The sequence below is a fragment of the Exiguobacterium sp. s59 genome (assembly GCF_018617475.1).
Classification (GTDB): Bacteria; Bacillota; Bacilli; order Exiguobacteriales; family Exiguobacteriaceae; genus Exiguobacterium; species Exiguobacterium aestuarii.
Genome location: NZ_JACSKG010000003.1, coordinates 226,766 through 242,250, shown reverse-complemented (window position 1 = coordinate 242,250; position 15,485 = coordinate 226,766). Strand labels below are relative to the sequence as shown.

Sequence of the window (15,485 nt, the reverse complement as noted above, 5' to 3'; positions counted from 1 at the left end):
ATACCACACCGATTGAAAACTAATCGTTCAATTAAAAAATGGAATGAAATTGAAAAATGAACGCTTGCGAATGAATGTTCATTCATTTATGATAGAAGAGTAAACACGATGGTGATTGCGATTTTTTTTACGCGTGAAATGAATCACTATTCATTCTCATTTTAGGGGGGAACACTATGACGAGTCACATCGAACAATCAACCGACCTCCGTTTGACGAACTCAATTCGTTTTGCGGTCGTCATCGGTTCAGGAGTAATGGGGGCGGGGATTGCGGCTCACTTGGCGAACGCGGGGATTCGTTCGCTCATGCTCGACATCGTACCACGTGAATTGACAGCAAAAGAGGAAGCGAAAGGGTTGACGCTCGAGTCACCTGAAGTACGTAATCGCATCGCCTCAGAAAACCGTCAAAAGTTATTGAAACAAAATCCAGCACCACTCGCGACAGCAGACCATCTCAACTTCATCGAAGTCGGAAATTTAGAAGATGATTTGGAGCGTTTGAAAGAAGCAGACTGGGTGATTGAAGTCGTTGTCGAACGTCTCGACGTGAAACAACAGCTCTTCGAGAAGATCGCACCTTACATCCGTGAAGATGCGATTCTCAGCTCGAACACGTCAGGGATCTCGATCGAAGCGATGGCAAGTGCCCTTCCAGAAGGCTTGAAATCACGCTTCCTCGGGACGCACTTCTTCAACCCACCGCGCTACTTGAAGTTGCTCGAACTCATCCCGACGGAGAAGACGGCTCGTCCGGTCATCGACTTCATGTCACGCTTCGCGGAAGACCGTCTCGGCAAAGGTGTCGTCGAAGCCAAAGATACGCCAAACTTCATCGGTAACCGTATCGGGACATACGGGCTCCTCGTCACGTTCGAAGAGATGCTCAAACAAAACGCGTCAATCGGAGAGATGGATTCGATTACAGGTCCGCTCATCGGTCGTCCAAAATCAGCGACGTTCCGCACACTCGATGTCGTCGGAATCGACACATTCGTTCACGTGGCGGGTAACGTCTACGAGACGCTCGAAGCAGGGGAAGAAAAGGACACGTTCGACGTCCCTTCAGAAATGAAGCAACTCGTCGAAAAAGGCTGGATCGGGCAGAAGGCCGGTCAAGGCTTCTATAAGAAAGAAGGAAAGGTCATTCAGGAATTGAATCTTCAAACGTTCGAATACGAACAATTGAAAGCGATTACAGGTCCTGAACTCGATCAAATCAAGTCACTTCCTGGTTCGAAGGCGAAGTTGAAAGGTGCCATCTTGAACAAAGGTCGCATCGGACAATTGCTCTGGCCGATTACGGCGAAGACGCTCGCTTACTCGGCGCGTCTCACGGGTGAAATCGCAGACACGATCGTTGCGATTGACGATGCGATGAAGTGGGGCTTCGGTTGGAAATTCGGACCGTTTGAGATGTGGGATGCCCTCGGTGTTGAAAAATCAGTCGAACGTATGAAAGCAGAAGGTTACGAAGTCCCGGCATGGATCGATGAGATGCTTGCTGCAGGCAACACGTCATTCTACAAGGGAGACCAGTATTACGATAAAGCGTCGAAGGCGTATGTCGAGAAGACCGTCAACCCGAAAGAATTGAAACTCAAGCCACTCGCAAAATCTAACGGCATTATCTTAGAGAACGGTGGCGCACGCCTCGTCGATATCGGCGATGACGTCGTCGCACTCGAATTCACGTCACCAAACAACGCAATCGGTGTCGACATCATGCAGATGATCGAACAGTCGATCGACCGTGTCGAGCAAGACTTCAAAGGAATGGTCCTCGCGAATGATGGCAAGAACTTCTGTGTCGGCGCGAACCTTGCGATGATGCTCATGGAAGCAGAAGACGAGAACTGGTACGAACTCGATTGGATCATCAACAAGTTCCAACAAGTCGTTCAAAAGATTCGTTATTCGGGTCGTCCGGTCGTTGCCGCACCATACGGTATGACACTCGGTGGCGGAACGGAAATCAGCTTACCGGCAGCACGTATGCAAGCTGCGCTTGAGACGTATATGGGTCTCGTCGAAGTCGGTGTCGGTCTCATCCCAGGTGGGGGCGGAAACGTCAACACGTATCGTCGTCTCCTCGAACAGACGCCGAAATCGATGCAAAACATCGAGAAGGCTGCGCAACAGACGTTTGAGAACATCGCGATGGCGAAAGTATCGAAGTCGGCATTTGATGCGAAGGCGCTCGGTTACCATCGTGCGGTCGACGGCATCTCGATGAACCGTGATCACTTGACGTTCGATGCGAAACAAACGGTACTCGAACTTGCTGATGGTTACACGGCACCGGTTCGTGAGAAGTTACCGGTCGTTGGTCAAACGGGTAAAGCGACGCTCGAACTCGCGGCGTATGAAATGTTCTACGGCGGTTATATTTCAGAGCATGATTTGAAGATTGCGAAGAAACTCGCACATGTCATCAGTGGTGGCGACTTGGCATACGGTACGCTCGTCGACGAACAGTACCTCCTCGACATCGAGCGTGAAGCCTTCTTGAGCCTCATCGGGGAGCCGAAGTCACAACAACGGATGCAACATATGCTCGTGAAAGGTAAACCACTACGGAACTGATAAAGGGGGACATAACAGATGAGGGAAGCAGTCATCGTAGCCGGCGCACGGACGCCGGTCGGAAAAGCAAAACGCGGATCGTTCCGTAACGTTCGTTCGGACGAGCTCGCGGGATATGCCATCAAGGCAACGCTTGAGCGTTCAGGATATAAAGGCCCGATTGATGACGTCATCATGGGTTGTGCGATGCCAGAAGCGGAACAAGGGATGAACATCGCTCGCTATGCGGCGGTCCGGGGGGGACTGTCGCACGAAGTTCCAGCGATTACGATCAACCGCTACTGCTCGTCAGGCCTTCAAGCCATTGCGGATGCGGCGGCAAAAATCATGATCGGTCAAGCGACGGCAATCATCGCCGGCGGTATGGAGTCGATGAGCCAAGTACCGATGGGTGGTCACGTCATCCGTCCAAACCCACACATCATGGAGACGGCACCAGAGTACTACATGAGCATGGGTCATACGGCAGAGCGTGTCGCAGCCGAATATAACATCTCGCGTGAAGACCAAGATGCGTTCGCGATCAACAGTCATCAAAAAGCAGCGGCAGCCATCGCAGGTGGCAAGTTCCAGGAAGAAATCGTACCTGTCACAGTCATCGAGCACGTACTCGGTGAAGACGGAAAAGTCGCTGAAGTGGAGAAAGTCGTGAAGCATGACGAAGGTGTCCGTGCCGATTCGACAATCGAAGCGCTCGGTAAACTTCGCCCGGCTTTCAAAATCAAAGGTTCGGTCACAGCGGGTAACGCTTCACAAGTGTCAGACGGGGCAGCAGCTGTTCTCGTCATGGACCGTGAAGAAGCAGAACGTCAAGGGTTACAACCGATGGCCAAGTTCCTCTCGTTCGCTGTCGGCGGTGTCCGTCCAGAAGTGATGGGAATCGGTCCAGTCGTCGCGATTCCGAAAGCACTCGAAATGGCTGGCGTAAAATTAGAAGACGTCGGATTGTTCGAGTTGAACGAGGCGTTCGCGAGTCAGTCACTCGGTGTCATCCGTGAACTCGGAATCGATCCTTCGAAAGTAAACGTGAACGGCGGCGCCATCGCCCTCGGTCACCCACTTGGATGTACAGGAGCCAAACTTTCTGTCTCCATCTTGCACGAGATGAAACGACGCAATGAGAAGTATGGGGTTGTCACGATGTGTATCGGCGGCGGAATGGGCGCGGCTGGTGTCTTCGAATTACTTTAAGGGGGAATCGGATATGGAACGTACAGAACATGAATTGATTAAAGGCGGTAGCTTTGTTATTGACGAACTCGACGCATCGCGTCTCTTCACACCAGAGGATTTCTCAGATGAGCATAAAATGATTGGTGACACGACAGCAGGATTCGTCGATGATCGCGTCATGCCAGTCCTCGAGCGTATCGAGAAGCACGAGTTCGACCTTTCAGTCGAATTGTTGAAAGAAGCAGGCGAACTCGGCCTCCTCGGAGCAGACGTTCCAGAAGAGTACGGTGGTTACCAACTCGATAAAATCTCATCTTCGATCATCACGGAGCGCTTCGCAAAAGCTCGTTCGTTCGCACTCAGCTACGGCGCACACGTTGGAATCGGGACACTCCCGATCGTCTTCTTCGGATCAGAAGAGCAAAAACACAAGTACTTGCCGAAACTCGCGACAGGGGAATGGATCGCAGCTTACGCGCTCACGGAGCCAGGCTCAGGGTCTGACGCTCTCGGTGCGAAAACGACGGCTGTCTTGAACGAAGCAGGAACACACTACGTCTTGAACGGTGAGAAGCAATGGATCACAAACGCTGGTTTTGCGAACGTCTTCGTCGTCTACGCAAAAATCGACGGCGACAAGTTCAGTGCCTTCATCGTCGAGCGTGACTTCAAAGGAGTCTCAACAGGCGCAGAAGAGCAGAAGATGGGAATCAAGGGATCGTCGACACGTACGCTCATCCTTGAGGACGTTGAAGTACCGGTCGACAACCTCCTCGGTGAAGTCGGAAAAGGTCACGTCATCGCCTTCAACATCTTGAACGTCGGTCGTTACAAACTCGCAGTCGGAGCGGTCGGTTCATCAAAACGCGCGTTCGACCTCTCGGTTCAATACGCGAACGAGCGCAAACAGTTCAAGACACCAATCAGCCAATTCCCACTCATCCAAGAGAAATTGGCGACGATGGCAGCAAACATCTATGCGATGGAAAGTTCAGTGTATCGTACGGGCGGCTTGTTCCAGGACAGCCTTGACGCACTCGGTGACGAGAACATGCGCGACGGATCGAAAGTTGCGCAAGCCATCGCGGAATATGCGATTGAATGTTCACTCAACAAAGTATTCGCATCTGAAACGTTCGACTACGTCGTCGACGAAGCCGTTCAAATTCATGGTGGATACGGATTCATGGCAGAGTATGAAGTCGAAAACCTCTACCGTGACTCACGCATTAACCGCATCTTCGAAGGAACGAACGAGATCAACCGTTTGATCGTTCCTGGTACGCTTCTCAAGAAAGCGATGAAAGGGGAATTACCGCTCCTCGCAGAAGCACAAAAACTTCAAAAAGAGCTCATGAGCTACATGCCGCAAGAATTGGACGGCTCACCGCTCGCACGCGAGAAGATGCTCCTTTCAAACATGAAGAAAATCAACTTGATGGTCGCAGGTACAGCGGTTCAGAAGTATCAACAAAACCTTCAAAACGAACAAGAAATCTTGGCGAAGATCGCAGACATGATCAGTGCCATCTATGCGCTTGAAGCAGCGATCGCTCGTACGGACAAAGCGATTGCACGCACAGGCGAAGAGAAGAACACGCTCAAAGTCCGCTACACGGAAATCTTTGCGGAACAAGTATTTAAACAAGTCGAACTCATGGCGAAAGAAGTGTTGTACGCAGCGGCGTCTGGTGACGAGCAGCGTATGCTTCTCTCGGCAATGAAGAAGTTCAGCCGCTACCAGCCGATCAATGTGATCGGAACGAAGCGCGAAGTCGCTGCGAGCCTCATCAAAGCGAACAAGTTTATCGTTTAATCCAATCGACAGAAAGGGTGGACCGGACGCGGTCGACCCTTTCTTTTTGGTCTCTCCGCCACGTACAATAGAAACGAGGGGGAGAGACGATGAAAAAACGAGAGATCTTGCTTGAACGGATGGAACGAATCGGGGAATCGGTCGCTGCACACGAAGGAACGCTTATGCTGCTGGCATTAGGTTCGATCGGACAAGAGACGGAGCGGTTGGATGATTACTCGGACCTCGATTTCTTTTTGATTGTCGAGGACGGGCATAAGGCACGCTTTATCGACCGACTCGACTGGCTCGAAGTCGAGCCGCTTCATTATCAGTTCCAAAACACGAAAGACGGGCATAAGATTATGTATCACGATGGCATTTACGGTGAGTTCGCCGTCTTCGAAGTACATGAACTCGCAACGATCGCCTACACGCCAGGACGGATCGTCTGGCGACGGGACGAAGCACTCGATGTATTCGCGACACCGCATCTCGAGATCGCGCGTGAAGAGACGGCTTATTACTATGAAGAAGCGTTGACGAACCTATATGTCGGGTTGCTACGTGAACGCCGAGGAGAGACGCTCGCCGGATTCGAACTCGTCCAAGTCGCGGCCGTTCAGAACGTTCTGAAGGCGCTCGGTGGACAAGGGGACCCGTTCAACCCGACACGTCGGGTCGAGTCGAGACATCCACAAATGATTTCTTTCTTGATGGGCGGGGTATTAGGATATGGCAAGTCAGGTGTCGCGGCGGCGATCATCTTACGTTTTATCGAAGAGCGACATATGGTCAACACGACGATGAAACGAGAAATCGAACGGTTGCTTGAGACGTGAATTGATTTCTCAGAATATGCTACATTGATGAGAGAGGTGATGAACAGATGGTGACACTATATGGCTATCCACCATGCAGCACGTGTAAAAAAGCAGAAAAATGGTTGAAAGCGCAAGGCGTCGATTATACATACGTCCATATCGTCGAATCGACACCGACGAAAGAACAGCTCGCCGAGTTGTGGAAACAATCGGATTTACCACTCAAAAAGTTCTTCAATACGAGCGGGCAAGTGTATCGGAATGAAGGCATCAAAGATCAGCTTCCAAATCTATCAGAAGACGAACAACTCGAGCTGTTGGCGAGTAATGGTATGCTTTTGAAGCGACCAATCGTCACAAATGGTGAAAAAACGACGGTCGGATTTTCAGAAAAGTCCTTTACGGACGTTTGGGGCTAAGTGCTATAATACAGATGTGAGTCTAATTTATTTGAGGGGGAAGTTAGGATGAGCAAAGTACCAGCAAATTTACGTTATTCAAAAGAACATGAATGGGTGGAAGTAAACGGAACGAAAGCCCGCATCGGCATCACGGATTTCGCACAGAGCGAACTAGGGGATATCGTGTTTGTGGAACTCCCAGAAGTCGACGGTACGATTTTGCTCGACGAGCCATTCGGTTCAGTCGAATCAGTGAAGACGGTCTCTGAGTTGTATGCGCCGGTATCAGGACGCATCACAGCAGTGAACGAGGACCTCGCGGATTCTCCAGAACTCGTCAACGAGTCACCGTTTGAAAACGCATGGATGGTCGAAGTCGAGTTGACGGAAGAGTCGGACCTCGACAAGCTCATGACAGCTGAAGAATACGAAGCGATGATTCAAGGATAAGTAAAACCGGCCTCTCCGAATTGGAGAAGCCGGCTTTTTTACGTCTTACTCGAAATCGAGACGATAATGATCGGATTTGACGAGTGTCGCCCGTTCGAACACACGGTAGAAGAAAATCCCGAGTCCGACCGGGATGAGACCGAACAAGACGATGACGAGAAGAACATTGAACAAGGCGAATCCGCCCGGCATGAGGTGTAGCGCGTTCACCGGTCCGATGAGTCCAGATACACCGAATCCGGCGCTAATCGGAGTCCCTTCGATTCTTAACATACCGGCGAGGGCGCCGAGAATGGCCGCATTCGCCAAAATCGGAAGCATCATAATGGGACGTCGGACGAAGTTTGCCATTTGAATTTTCGGTGACCCAAGGAAGTGTGCAATCGATGTACCGGTCGCGTTCGCCTGCCAACCCGCGATGGCGAGACCGAATCCGGCGGCAACGACGCCGAGGTTTGCCGCACCGGCCGCAACGCCGGATAGGCTAATCGCGGTCGCAATCCCAACGGTCGAAATCGGCGAGACGATGATGAGCGAGAACGCCATCGCAATCAAGATACCCATGAGAACGGGTTGAAGATCTGTCATCGTCATGATGAGGTATCCGATGTATGTCGTAATCTGTGAGATATACGTCAACAAGAAGGAACCAATCCCACCAGCGACGACAATGACTGTCATCGGCATAACGATGACCGTATACGTCTTCAAGTGGGGAGCGAGCTTCATGACGAGAAGGGTGGCAATCGCAGCGGTCACGCCGGCTGTGATCACGTCACCGATGCCTGCCATCACAAACGCACCCTCGTTAATTCGAACGGCACCACTGCCGACATACGTCGCGATGGCAATCGTTCCTGCCTCTAGAATCGATCGTCCGAACTGCATCGCAACGGCCAGACCGATAATGGCTGGGAGAAGCCGCATCGCAATCGTCGTCGCATCCAATATGAATTGAAGAGACGGAAAATAAGGGAGTATGGCTTTCGTGAGTTCACCGAGCAGTGCGCTCGGGATGAGGGCGATCAGAATCGCCATGCTGAGACCGTTTAAGACGTTCATCGTGAATTGCTTTGTCGTACTTGTTGCCTGTTCCGTCATCATTCATTCACCTGTCCTTCTTTTTTGCTGTTATGTACAAAAGCGATAAAGTTAGAACCCATATTATTCCTATCCGACAGAAGAGTCAAGAGAATCATTGAAAAATTCTGAAATTTCAAGAGAGCACGATTTTTGAACGAGAATCAATCGACCATTATAATGGCAAGAGAGGTGAGAATAATGATTACAGACGGATTCTTATATATATACGCGCCGATGTGTGGTACATGCGCTATCGCAGAGAAAATGTTAACGGTCGTCGAGGCGGTTGACCCTGAAATTCAGATTGAAAAGCGAGACGCGAACTATATTCCAAAAGAGCTTGAGGCCTATCAAGTGATGAGTGTCCCGGCCCTATTAAAGCTTGAAAATGGCGAGGTTCGGGATCGTCTCTATGCTTTTCAAAACGTCCAGCATGTCCTCTCTTTCGTGAAGTGAGAGAGGAACATTAGAATAATCTGAAAATTTTAAATAATCAGTTGACACAGAAAGTTCACGAATGGTATATTCATTACAACATCTTACTTGAACACAAAATAGGACGCGATATTCCCGACATCAAGACGTTTTGATGAAGCCGCTGCTACACTTTATACGAATACACGTCAGTCTTCCCTTCGATTGTCCCCCAAAAAAATCAAGCGAAGAAAGACGTTCCGTATAATCGCACGGTCCAAGTCAAGATCGAGTGATGATTGGTGAATCTCCCCCATATAAGGGTGGAAATCTTGAACGGGCAAAAGATTTTCATCTATGGGCTGTCCTTCCGTGACTCAAGGTGCTACGTTCTGTGTCGTCCTCGGACGGCACCTTTTTTAATTTTTTTGAAAAAAGGATTTGACAGCAGAAAAAGCTGTCGCTATGATAAAGCTAATCGAATACACAACACTCTTATCAAGAGAGGCTGAGGGACTGGCCCTATGACGCCCAGCAACCGCGGAGCAATCCGAAATGGTGCTAATTCCAGCAAGGTGAGAAACCTTGAGAGATGAGAGCAATCGTTGTCCGTACGATAAAGTGCGCACGTTTGCTCAAACGTGCGCGCTTTTTTTGTTGTCAGGAGGGAAAAGAATTGATTCAATTACGAAACGTCGCCAAATGGTTCGATACGAAGAATGGTCGTGTCCAGGCGGTCGATGATGTGTCACTAACGATTGATCGCGGTGAAATTTTTGGAATAATCGGATATTCGGGGGCGGGGAAGTCGACGCTCATCCGATTACTCAACCGTCTCGAGTCACCGTCTAGCGGTGAAATCGAGGTCGCCGGGAGTGAGCTCACGAAGCTCAGCCCGAAAGAATTACGAGGGGTTCGCAAAAACGTCTCGATGGTCTTCCAGCACTTTAACCTTCTGTGGTCGCGCACGGTCGCAGAAAACATTAGCTTCCCACTCGAATTGATTGGGGTTCCGGCAAGTGAGAGGAAACGTCGGGTCCAAGAACTCGTTGAGCTCGTTGGATTGGCTGGTCGTGAAGACAGCTACCCATCACAATTATCGGGCGGTCAAAAACAGCGAGTCGGGATTGCCCGCGCGCTCGCTACGAATCCAGAGGTGCTCCTCTGTGACGAAGCGACGAGTGCGCTCGACCCGAAGACGACGGATTCGATTCTCGAACTGCTCGTCAGCATCAATAAGAAACTCGGCTTGACGATCGTCCTCATCACGCATGAGATGCACGTCATCCAAAAGATTTGTCATCGTGTCGCCGTGATGGAAGCGGGGAAAGTCGTCGAGACGGGTCAAGTCTCCGACGTGTTCCAACATCCGGAACAACCGATCACGAAAGAATTCGTGAAACAAATCGGAGCGGTCGACGATCTGTCGCTCACGTTCGAACACTTGAAAGCACGATACCCAAGTGGTCAAATCGTCAAATTGAAATTCTTGAATGAGACGGCGGAACAACCGATTTTGTCTGACGTCCTTAAAACACACGATATCGGATTCAACATCATCGGCGGGAATGTGACCCAGTCACAAGTCGGTGCGCTCGGCACGCTATTCATCCAATTGATTGGGGAAGCAAGAGAAATCGACCGCGCCATCGCGTCGATTCGTTCGCAATCTGTAGAAGTGGAGGTGGAAAGCGATGTTTCCTAACGTAGACTGGCAAATCATGATGGAACAGACTTGGGAGACGTTATACATGACGCTCGTCGCAGGTGTCGCAACGTTTGTGATCGGACTCGCTTTAGGTTTGATTCTCTATATTACAAACGAATCGCTATTATTGAAGAATCGTCCGATTTACGTCTTTGTCAGCGCGATCGTCAACGTGTTCCGTTCGATCCCGTTCATCATCTTGATCATCTTACTCATCCCGTTCACGTTGTTCCTACTCGGTACGATGCTTGGTTCGACGGCGGCGCTTCCGGCGCTCATCATCGGAGCGGCACCGTTCTACGCCCGAATGGTCGAACTTGCGCTTCGTGAAGTCGACCGTGGTGTCATCGAGGCGGCCGAATCGATGGGAGCAACGAAATGGCAAATCATTTATAAAGTCTTGATTCCGGAAGCTCTTCCGGCAATCGTATCAGGACTCACGGTGACCATCGTTGCCATCGTCGGTTATACGGCGATGGCAGGGGTCGTCGGGGGCGGCGGACTCGGGAACTTGGCCTTCTTGGAAGGGTTCCAGCGCTCACAAAACGACGTCACGTTCGTAGCGACGGTGCTCATCTTGATCATCGTGTTCGTCATCCAATTCATCGGTGACCGACTCGTCACAAAAATTGATAAACGTTCAGCTTAATCACACATATACCATTTGGAGGGATTCATTATGAAAACTTGGAAAACAGTACTCGGATTGACAGCATTATCAGCATTCACAGTTCTCGCGGCTTGCGGCGGGGAAGAGGCAGACACAGGGTCTGGCGATGAAAAGACATTGATTGTCGGTGCATCGAACGTACCACACGCTGAGATTTTAGAGCACGTACAAGAAGAATATGAAGCAAAAGGTTACAAACTCGAAATCAAGAAGTTCCAAGACTACGTGCTTCCGAACAAGACGCTCGCAAGCGGGGAACTCGATGCGAACTACTTCCAACACGAGCCATACCTCGAGTCGCAAATGGCTGAAAACAAAGACTACAAATTCGCATCTGCGGGTGGTGTCCACATTGAGCCAATCGGTGTCTACTCACAAAAATACAAATCGCTCGACGAACTTCCAGAAGGTGCGGAAATCATCATGAGTTCATCGGTTGCTGACCACGGACGTATCCTCACGATGCTCCAATCAGAAGGTCTCATCACACTTGCTGAAGGCAAGACAGTCGATGCGACAGTCTCTGACATCGTCGACAACCCGAAAGACTTGAAATTTAAGACGGACGTTGAAGCAGCGCTTCTTCCGACAGCTTACAACAACGGAGAAGGCGATGCGGTCCTCATCAACACGAACTACGCGATCGATGCAGGTCTCAACCCACTTGAAGATGCCATCGCACTCGAAGGCGAAGACTCACCATACGTCAACTTGATCGTCACACGTGAAGGAGACGAAGAAGATGAGCGCGTCAAGGCACTTCTCGAAGTATTGACTTCTGAAGAAACACAACAGTGGATCTTGGACGAATACAAAGGTGCGGTCGTACCGGTACAACAATAAGCAATCTCGACTCAGGGGACACTCTCCTGAGTCTTTTTTTGTCTAGTGTTCTTTCATGAAGAGAAGTACACTATATATGAAAGAAAAGGGGGGATTTGGATGAAGCTCACACAGATTCATCCGCTGACGTGGGGCGTCCTGTTCGGGACGTTTTTTGCACGACTGGCAACGTTTTTTGTCATGCCGTTTTTTGCGATCTATTTGGCCACACTCGGGTTTTCAGCGAGTGTGATTGGAACGATTTTTGCCGTGACGGCACTTTCGGGTCTGTTCATGAGCTTCTTTGGGGGGACACTCTCTGACCGATATGGGCGAAAACAGCTCATGCTGATCGGGATCGTGCTCAATGCCGTTACGTTCGCTGGCCTCGCGCTTGCGACCGAACTGTTTTGGTTTTACATGCTATCCATGTTGATGGGAATGTCGCGATCTTTCTTAGAACCGGCTTCACGTGCTCTCATTAGTGACACGACGCAGGCAGATCAGAGGGTCATCGTCTATAACGTCCGGTACTTCATGATCAACATCGCCGCGGCCATCGGACCACTCTTGGCGGTTGTCTTATCACTCACCGGTGTGAAAACCGCGTTCTTCGTCGTGACGGCTGTCTACATCGTGTATGGAATCATCATCTCGATCTTGTTTTACAAATATCCGTTTGAAGAAGGGGACGGGGTCAAGGCACGCCCGCGCTTGACGGAGACGTTTCGCGTTTTAGGAGACGACCGGACGTTTCGTGCGGTCATCATCGGGATGATCTTTGCGATTATCGGTTACAGTCAGTTCAATTCGACGCTTCCTCAATTTATCGCGCTAAGCGATGGGTTGGAAGACGGTTCAAGATTGTTCGCTTACTTATTGACGACGAACGCCATCACGGTGCTCATCGTCCAGTATCCGATTATGCGTTTCGGGATTCGTGTCTCTCCTATCAAATCACTCTTTTTTGGAATCTCGACATTGTCGTTCGGACTTCTGCTCATCGGATTTGCGACGGTGGAGTGGGTTCTTTTTGTCGCGATGGCCATTTTCACGGTCGGGGAGGTGTTGATGTTCACGATGACGGACGTGTTGACGGACGAACTGGCGCCAGAACATTTGCGGGGAACTTATTTTGGGGCGATGGGGTTGACGTCACTCGGTCAGACGATTGGGCCGATTATCGGAGGCGTTTTACTCGATACGTTCGGCCAATCATCACTTCCGGTATTCGGAAGCTTGGCGGTGTTGACGGGGTGTGGTGCCTTCTTCTTCGCTGCCGCCGTACGAGAGCGGAAAGCCGTTCTCGCACTCGTCGAGGAGAATGCCGGATAATGTCTTGATTTCCTACTATTAGCATTCTCAACTTTTATCATTCTATTGAGAATAAATTCTAAGGTGAGTCGCTTGAAATAAAAAAATTACTAGTCTAAGATTAGAATATATCTAATCTACGCCATTCACTATGGCGAGAAAATACGGAAGGGGTATCCGAATGTCTAACGTACCACAAATGAAAATTGATGACCTCCGCGTCTCAATCGAAGGAAAAGAGATTGTTAAAGGTCTTAACCTAGAAATTAAAGGTGGCGAAATTCATGCCATCATGGGTCCAAACGGGACTGGTAAATCAACACTCGCATCAGCACTCATGGGTCATCCACTTTATGAGGTCACTGGGGGAAGCGTCGAATTAAACGGCGAAGATGTCCTCGAGATGGAAGTCGACGAGCGTGCACAAGCAGGGATGTTCCTTGCGATGCAGTACCCGGCTGAAATCAGCGGTGTTACAAACGCAGACTTCTTGCGTTCAGCAATCAACTCCCGTCGTGAAGAAGGTCAAGAAATCTCGCTCATGAAGTTCATCCGTGAACTCGATGCGAAGATGGAACTTCTCGAAATCCCTTCAGAAATGGCACACCGTTACTTAAACGAAGGATTCTCAGGTGGTGAGAAGAAACGTAACGAAATTCTTCAAATGATGATGATCCAACCGAACATCGCCATCTTGGATGAAATCGACTCAGGTCTTGATATCGATGCACTCAAAGTTGTCGCAAAAGGTGTCAACGAAATGCGTTCAGAAGAGTTTGGCTGCTTGATCATCACGCACTACCAACGTCTCCTCAACTATATCGAACCAGACTTCGTACACATCATGATGGACGGTAAAATCGTCATGTCTGGTGGCAAAGAGCTCGCACAGCGACTCGAAGCAGAAGGTTACGACTGGGTGAAGCAAGAACTCGGAATGACAGTAGACACAGAAGCGTAAGGAGGCTGTACGATGACCGTACAATTTGAATTGGATGCACAAGCGTTGTCGGCACGTGCAGAAGCGCTCGGCGGACCAGCATGGATGGTCAACCGTCGTAAAGAGGCAGCAGAACTTGCGCCGACACTTGCTTTGCCAAAAGTTGAAAAGATTAAGATTGATAAATGGGACTTCGCAGCGGGTGATGTCAATCTCGAACCAAAAGATGGTTTGACGGCTGACATTGAATCACTTCTCGGAGACCACCGGACAAACGTGCTCGTTGAACGCAACGGTCATGTCGTCTATAACGAATTGTCGATGCCAGAAGGCGTCTTGTTCATGGGAATCAAAGAAGCGATGGAGCAACATCCAGAGCTCGTTGAGAAATACTTCATGACGGAAGGCGTACGTGTCGATGAAGAGCGTCTTTCGGCGTTGAATGCTGCCCTCACAAACGGTGGTGCGTTCATCTATGTACCGAAAAACACGCAATTGAAAGATCCGCTTCAAGCGATCTTCACGATGGAACAGGCGAACGGCGCCCTCTATCACCACACGATCCTCGTCGCAGACGAAGGTAGTGAAGTGACATACATCGAAAACTTCCTTTCTGGCACGAACGAACCGCACACGGTCAACGTCGTGACGGAAGTATTCGCTGGAGAGAACGCGAAAGTCGTCTTCGGTGGTGTCGATCAGCTCGCTGAATCAGCACTCACGTTCATGAACCGTCGCGGTGTCGTCTATGCGAACGGTCGCCTTGATTGGGCGCTCGGTCACATGAACGACGGGAACTCGGTCGTTGAGACGAAGACTCACCTCGTCGGAGACAACACGTATTCGGATACAAAAGCTGTGACAATCGGTCGCGGTGCACAAAAACAAAACTTCAACATTCGTACCGACCACTTCGGAAAAGCATCTGAAGGGTTCATCTTGATTCACGGTGTCCAAAAAGACGCAGCTACTGCGATCTTCAGCGGGACATCGATGATTCACCACGGTGCGTCAAAATCGAACGGTGTTCAGACAGAGCGCGTCTTGATGCTCTCTGAAAAAGCACGTGGGGATGCCAACCCGATTCTTCTTATCGATGAAGATGACGTTATGGCAGGTCACGCGGCATCGGTCGGTCGTGTCGATGATGTTCAATTGTACTACTTGATGAGCCGTGGTTTGTCTCGCCAAGAGGCAGAGCGTTTAATCATCCACGGATTCTTGACGCCTGTCGTCGAAGAACTCGCAATCGATTCGGTCAAAGACCGTCTCCGCGAAGTCATCGAAGGGAAAGTACGTTAAG

The 15,485-nt window shown here is 50.1% G+C and carries 14 protein-coding genes and 1 riboswitch; of the genes, 13 read left to right on the top strand and 1 reads right to left on the bottom strand.

Features of this window, described 5'->3' with window-relative positions; all coding sequences use genetic code 11:
* Positions 1 to 176 precede the first annotated feature (176 nt).
* The 6 genes from KNO91_RS07175 to gcvH all read left to right on the top strand — a co-directional run bounded on the left by KNO91_RS07175 (position 177) and on the right by gcvH (position 7,231).
* Complete coding sequence (locus KNO91_RS07175; protein ID WP_214787005.1) at positions 177 to 2,588, top strand: 3-hydroxyacyl-CoA dehydrogenase/enoyl-CoA hydratase family protein; 2,412 nt, start codon at positions 177 to 179, stop codon at positions 2,586 to 2,588.
* Between the two features lie 18 nt (positions 2,589 to 2,606).
* Positions 2,607 to 3,779, top strand: a complete 1,173-nt coding sequence (locus tag KNO91_RS07170) for an acetyl-CoA C-acetyltransferase (RefSeq protein WP_214795513.1) — start codon at positions 2,607 to 2,609, stop codon at positions 3,777 to 3,779.
* A gap of 13 nt (positions 3,780 to 3,792) precedes the next feature.
* Positions 3,793 to 5,577, top strand: a complete 1,785-nt coding sequence (locus KNO91_RS07165; RefSeq protein ID WP_214787009.1) for an acyl-CoA dehydrogenase family protein — start codon at positions 3,793 to 3,795, stop codon at positions 5,575 to 5,577.
* 89 nt (positions 5,578 to 5,666) lie between these two features.
* The gene (locus KNO91_RS07160; RefSeq protein ID WP_214817214.1) at positions 5,667 to 6,398 is read left to right on the top strand and encodes a hypothetical protein; all 732 of its coding nucleotides are present in this window, start codon (positions 5,667 to 5,669) and stop codon (positions 6,396 to 6,398) included.
* A 47-nt stretch (positions 6,399 to 6,445) separates the two neighbouring features.
* Complete coding sequence (locus tag KNO91_RS07155; protein ID WP_214795519.1) at positions 6,446 to 6,799, top strand: arsenate reductase family protein; 354 nt, start codon at positions 6,446 to 6,448, stop codon at positions 6,797 to 6,799.
* 48 nt (positions 6,800 to 6,847) lie between these two features.
* Entirely contained in the window at positions 6,848 to 7,231 is a 384-nt protein-coding gene (gene gcvH / locus KNO91_RS07150) for a glycine cleavage system protein GcvH (protein ID WP_214787015.1), read from the top strand.
* A 45-nt stretch (positions 7,232 to 7,276) separates the two neighbouring features.
* Here the strand turns inward: gcvH and KNO91_RS07145 are convergent, their stop codons facing one another.
* A complete protein-coding gene (locus KNO91_RS07145; protein ID WP_251126569.1) occupies positions 7,277 to 8,332 on the bottom strand; it encodes a PTS sugar transporter subunit IIC in 1,056 nt (351 codons plus the stop codon).
* Between the two features lie 180 nt (positions 8,333 to 8,512).
* Here KNO91_RS07145 and KNO91_RS07140 point away from each other — a divergent pair, with 180 nt between their 5' ends.
* The 7 genes from KNO91_RS07140 (at position 8,513) to sufD (ending at position 15,484) form a co-directional block, all read left to right on the top strand.
* A complete protein-coding gene (locus KNO91_RS07140; RefSeq protein ID WP_214817211.1) occupies positions 8,513 to 8,770 on the top strand; it encodes a thioredoxin family protein in 258 nt (85 codons plus the stop codon).
* A 450-nt stretch (positions 8,771 to 9,220) separates the two neighbouring features.
* Positions 9,221 to 9,327: riboswitch (SAM riboswitch) on the top strand.
* A gap of 77 nt (positions 9,328 to 9,404) precedes the next feature.
* Positions 9,405 to 10,433, top strand: a complete 1,029-nt coding sequence (locus tag KNO91_RS07135) for a methionine ABC transporter ATP-binding protein (protein ID WP_214787021.1) — start codon at positions 9,405 to 9,407, stop codon at positions 10,431 to 10,433.
* Positions 10,423 to 11,085: a methionine ABC transporter permease gene (locus KNO91_RS07130; protein WP_012726857.1), complete on the top strand. Its 663-nt coding sequence runs from the start codon at positions 10,423 to 10,425 to the stop codon at positions 11,083 to 11,085. The genes KNO91_RS07135 and KNO91_RS07130 overlap by 11 nt, the downstream gene beginning before the upstream one ends.
* Positions 11,086 to 11,115: 30 nt before the next feature.
* The gene (locus tag KNO91_RS07125; RefSeq protein WP_214817208.1) at positions 11,116 to 11,949 is read left to right on the top strand and encodes a MetQ/NlpA family ABC transporter substrate-binding protein; all 834 of its coding nucleotides are present in this window, start codon (positions 11,116 to 11,118) and stop codon (positions 11,947 to 11,949) included.
* A 99-nt stretch (positions 11,950 to 12,048) separates the two neighbouring features.
* Positions 12,049 to 13,263, top strand: coding sequence for an MDR family MFS transporter (locus KNO91_RS07120; RefSeq protein ID WP_214817205.1), 1,215 nt, complete (start codon positions 12,049 to 12,051; stop codon positions 13,261 to 13,263).
* Positions 13,264 to 13,441: 178 nt separating this feature from the next.
* A complete protein-coding gene (gene sufC / locus KNO91_RS07115) occupies positions 13,442 to 14,203 on the top strand; it encodes a Fe-S cluster assembly ATPase SufC (protein ID WP_143180266.1) in 762 nt (253 codons plus the stop codon).
* A gap of 12 nt (positions 14,204 to 14,215) precedes the next feature.
* Positions 14,216 to 15,484: a Fe-S cluster assembly protein SufD gene (gene sufD / locus KNO91_RS07110; protein WP_214693478.1), complete on the top strand. Its 1,269-nt coding sequence runs from the start codon at positions 14,216 to 14,218 to the stop codon at positions 15,482 to 15,484.
* Position 15,485: the final 1 nt, after the last annotated feature.